This window comes from Leisingera sp. (genome assembly GCF_034669605.1).
Classification (GTDB): domain Bacteria; phylum Pseudomonadota; class Alphaproteobacteria; order Rhodobacterales; family Rhodobacteraceae; genus Leisingera.
The window spans coordinates 1-4,367 of sequence record NZ_JAXMOX010000287.1; the positions used below are offsets into that span (position 1 = coordinate 1).

Sequence of the window (4,367 nt, forward strand, 5' to 3'; positions counted from 1 at the left end):
CTTGGCGGGGGCGCCATGCAAAAGATGCTGCCGCTGCAAAAAATCCTGGCCGGCTTCCGAAAAGCGGCCGTTGAACCGCCTTGGCGCGCTGCCTTCAATGCTGCAGTCAGCACCAGGGGTAGAGGTGCTGCAGGTTTCTCGGACGCCACTCGAGGGGGGCGAGTAGCGCGCAGCATTGCCTGGCGTCGGAGAAGCGCGCAAGCGGGAAATCGCGGTGTTGGAATTGGGCAGGCCAGCTGGCTCTATGGGGATTTGAATCGGTTGATGGCCTTGGTTCTTGTTTTGCAGGTTGGGCCAACAGCGCTCGTTGCAGGCAGCTTCGGCACGGATTTTGTGAGCTTTGAGGGGCATGCGCCGGGTCTCGCGGGGCTCGGCAACCTCACCACCACTACTATCCGGGTTGCAGGCATGCCGGACTGGCCGCAAGCGGTATCGCGAACAGCGGCAATTGGGCTTCCGGTCTTTGGCGCGCGTATCATGCAGCAGCCCTCGCTGTTCCTGGCGGCGCCCTGGGGCGTCGTTCTGGAGCGATGGTTTCGACGATGATCAGGTGCCCGCCGCAGCAGGGGCATGGCAGCGCGAGGACGCGGGCAAGTGCATCGGCGTCATCGGCCGTGCTGTCGTGCGCGTGACCCTGATCAGATGTTTCGGCCCCGAGCAGCTCCCTGATCCTGGCGATATTGGCGGCACGGTTGCCATTCCCGAAGAAGCCGTAGTGGCGGATGCGGTGCTGCCCCTTGGGCAGGACATGGATCAGGAAGCGGCGGATGAACTCGCCGGTCTTGAGGGTCATGGCGGTATGCCGCCCGGGACCATTGACGCGGTAATCCTTGACGCGGAAGGTGACGCTCCGGCCGTCCATGCGGATCAGGCGGCTGTTGGAGATCGCGACACGGTGGGTGTAGCGCGACAGGTATGCCAGCACTGCCCTGGGTCCGGCGAAGGGTTCCTTGGCATACACGACCCAATCGATCCTGCGCAGCGGTTGCAGGAAAGCGTCGAAGGCCTCGCGATCCGCAAGCCCGGCGTGATCGCCGAAAAAGTGCAGCTTCCCGGCGCTGTGCAGCCGGGCCAGCCCGTCCAGAATGAGGCGCCGGTAGAGGCGGGACAGCACCCGGACGGAGAGGAAGAAGTTCCTGCGGCAGGCGATCCACCGCGCACCGTCCGCAGACAGGCCGCCGCCCGGCACGATCATGTGGGCATGCGGGTGGTGCGTCATCGCCGAGCCCCAGGTGTGCAGGACGGATGTGATGCCGGCCCGGGCGCCAAGGTGCTTGGGGTCGGCGGCAATCCGGATTACCGTGTCCGCGCTCGCCCGCATCAGCAGATTGTAGATCTCCCGCTTGTTTTGAAACGCAATCTCGGCGATTGGCTTCGGCAGCGTGAAGACGAGGTGGAAATACCGCACGGGCAGCAGTTCGGCCTCGCGCGCCGCCAGCCAGGCCTTGGCTGCACCCGCCTGGCATTTGGGGCAATGGCGATTGCGGCAAGAGTTGTAGGCAATGTGTTCATGCCCGCAGTCTTCACATCGTGCGGCATGTCCGCCGAGCGCCGCCGTGCGGCAGCGCGTGATGGCGTTCATCACCTTCAACTGGTCGAGGCTGATATGGCCTGCATTGGCCGCCCGCCAGGCAGAACCATGGACCCGGAAGATATCCGCGACCTCCAGCTTCGGCCGGGACAACGCAGTCTATGAGGCGCCTTTCCTGCCCTTTCTGCGCTTCGCCGCGGTCAGGCCGTCCAACGGGCTCTCCACCGCCGAGATCATGCCGGTAGCAACGCTGGCATAGTGCGCCGTCGTGGTGAGTTTGGCATGCCCGAGCAGCGCTTGAATGATCCGGATGTCAACGCCGTGCTCCAGCAGATGCGTCGCGAAGCTGTGACGCAAGGTGTGCAGTGTGACCGGCTTGGTGATACCCGCTGCACGCGCTGCCTGCTTGAACAGCCGCGAGAGCTGTCTGGCCGAAAGATGCCGCCCGCAATAGCCGGGAAAGAGCGCGCGGTCAGGCCCGGACACCCCCCTGTCGTTGACGGTCGGGCGTTCGGTCCACCAGACCCGCAACAGGCTCAGAATATCAACGGGCAGCATCACGTTGCGGTCCTTGCGTCCCTTCGACTGCACGATGCGGATAATGTTCTGTTCCCCGTCGATGTCGCCGACCTTCAGCCGGACGACCTCGCTTGCCCGCAGGCCGCATCCATAGGCGAGTGACAGCATCACGCGCGCCTTCAGGCCGGGGGCCATGGCGAGGATGCGCCTGACCTCGTTGCGGCTCAGCACAACGGGAACCTTCACGGGCTTCTTGAGGTGGAACACTTCGGCCGCCAGGTCATGCCGGCGCAGGGTGACCCGGAACAGAAACTTCACCCCGGTCATGGTCTGGTTGCGGGTGCAGATACTCGTCCCGCTCTCGATCAGATGCAGCTGGAAATGCTTCACGTCATCCGGTGAAGCTGTCTCCGGAGATCGCCCGAGCCAGGAGGCAAACCGCTTGCAGGCCCGCAGGTGGCTGGTCTGCGACGCTGGTCCCAGATTGCGTGCGGACATATCCGCAATCATGCGCGCCCGAAGGGGTGTCGCCGGTGCAGGGTGCTGAATGGTCATGGGAAAACCCTCTATCAACCGAGGCAAAATCACCTCGGCCAACAGCACACACCCGACCTCCTAAACCGCGAAACAAATACCGCTTCAGCCCAACGCCTGCCACGCAGAGCCCCTATCGCGGAGCGATTTAGTGCCTGCGCAGGAAGCGGAATTTGCAAATCTCAAATGTGGCTGCGATAGCGGACCTTGAGACTGTCCGTAGTATCGGCCAACACAAGGATAACGTGTTGGGCATTGGCAAAATGATAAGCAGCCTGATGTTGTTGTGTACGTGGAAGCAAAACCACCATTTTGGGGCTGGTTCCAGAGACCGATGGCCTTCTACAAGCTAACCGTATGCTTATAAGCTTGCCACAACCTGAGGTGAAAATGCGATGACAATACTCTTAATAACTCGAGAGCCAGGAAGGGTTATCTGTTATTCTGACTCACGAGTAACCCATCGCCCCAATGACCAAACTCGCACCGTAACAGACCACTTTTCCAAGCTGCTAGTGCTGCCGTATCATGCGACAATTGGAAAGGCTGCCGGTCCAGGTATCAAGCATGTTCGGGGAGAACTCGGATACGCTTTCGCTGGCGACATTCTGTTCGCAACGGCCTTATACTCTATGGCATCGAATGTTTTCTCGAACCTACACGATGAAGATGCCGATGCTCCGCCTGATTTCGAAGCCTTTGTAGATTCCTTAACGCGGCTCGCGAACATACTACTCGACGACGTAATTTTTAACGCGAAAGATAGAAAGTACACCGTCTTGCTCTTTGGTCCATGCCCTGCAACCAAAGAAGTAAAAATCTATGAGATCAGAATTGATGAATGTAGCACGCCATGGAGGTTTAGTTATACAGAAGTCGAAATTAAGGACACCGGTCTAAAGGTTGTGGGCTCAGGGGCGCAGAGTTTCTTAGCTCATATCAAAATGCACCCGGAGAAAGCTGCTTCGACACCTTATGGGCATTGTTGCAGAACCCAGCAACTGAGCGAGTTTTCCCTTTCCCATTGAATTCAGGCCACGCGTTCGATCTCGGCCATGCCGAGTTCGTTGAAGCGGTTCATGAGGGCGATACGGATGTGGATTTCGGCGGTCTGGCGGTCGGGGTCTCGTGAGGCGATGCGTTCGCCGAAGGATTTCAGGCATCGCATCTTTGCCTCGATCCGACTTCGGGCATGATAGCCGGTCCATCGCTTCCAGATGCCCCGCCCGAGGTGCCGGGTGGCGCGCAGGATCTCGTTGCGAGCCGTCGCGGCCGGACAGTCTTCTTTCCAAAGGCGCCCGTTCTTGCGGATGGGGATGACGGCGGCGGCGCCTCGATCCAGGATGGCCGTATGGCAGCGGCGCGTGTCGTAGGCGCCATCGCCGGTCACGGTGCCGATCTGTTCCTCTGGCGGCACCTGGCTCAGCAGTTCGGGCAGGACCGGACTGTCGCCTTTGTCGCTGGAGGTGAACTCCACCGCCCGGATGTCGCCGGTGCCGGTGTCCATCGCCAGATGAACTTTTCGGTATTGGCGCCTGCGATGGGTTCCATGCTTGCGGGCCAGCCACTCGCCATCGCCGAGGAACTTGATCCCGGTACTGTCCACCAACAGGTTCAGCGGGCCTGCCGCGCGACGGCCCGATATCTGGACGGTGATGGATTTCTGGCGTCGGCTCAGGGTGGAAAAGTCGGGCACCGGCCAGTCCAACCCGGCCATCGTCAGGATGCTGCCCACCATCCCGGTCGTTTGCCTCAACGGCAGGCCGAACAGCACATTCACCAT

Annotated in this window: 5 protein-coding genes; 2 read left to right on the forward strand and 3 right to left on the reverse strand. The window is 60.9% G+C overall.

The window, feature by feature from the left end; translation table 11 throughout:
* Positions 1-546, forward strand: a 546-nt coding sequence (locus tag VOI29_RS22815; RefSeq protein WP_323783968.1) for a hypothetical protein, incomplete at its 5' end; no start/stop codon positions are given.
* Here the strand turns inward: VOI29_RS22815 and VOI29_RS22820 are convergent.
* Both VOI29_RS22820 and VOI29_RS22825 read right to left on the reverse strand, forming a co-directional pair.
* Positions 476-1,684, reverse strand: coding sequence for an IS91 family transposase (locus tag VOI29_RS22820; protein ID WP_323783970.1), 1,209 nt, complete (start codon positions 1,682-1,684; stop codon positions 476-478). The two genes, VOI29_RS22815 and VOI29_RS22820, sit on opposite strands and share 71 nt — an antisense overlap.
* Positions 1,685-1,690: 6 nt before the next feature.
* Positions 1,691-2,605, reverse strand: coding sequence for a tyrosine-type recombinase/integrase (locus VOI29_RS22825; RefSeq protein ID WP_323783973.1), 915 nt, complete (start codon positions 2,603-2,605; stop codon positions 1,691-1,693).
* A gap of 611 nt (positions 2,606-3,216) precedes the next feature.
* Here VOI29_RS22825 and VOI29_RS22830 point away from each other — a divergent pair.
* Positions 3,217-3,612 carry a hypothetical protein gene (locus VOI29_RS22830; RefSeq protein WP_323783975.1) on the forward strand — a complete coding sequence of 132 codons (396 nt, stop codon included), beginning with the start codon at positions 3,217-3,219 and terminating at the stop codon, positions 3,610-3,612.
* 2 nt (positions 3,613-3,614) lie between these two features.
* On the opposite strand, the gene VOI29_RS22835 is transcribed toward VOI29_RS22830, so the two are convergent.
* On the reverse strand, positions 3,615-4,367 hold a 753-nt coding region (locus tag VOI29_RS22835), incomplete at its 5' end, for an IS5 family transposase (RefSeq protein ID WP_323783977.1).

Coding starts and splice junctions, on each gene's coding strand:
- VOI29_RS22825 (WP_323783973.1), bottom strand. CDS start 2,605: ATGACCATTCAGCACCCTGCACCGGCGACACCCCTTCGGGCGCGCATG.
- VOI29_RS22830 (WP_323783975.1), top strand. CDS start 3,217: ATGGCATCGAATGTTTTCTCGAACCTACACGATGAAGATGCCGATGCT.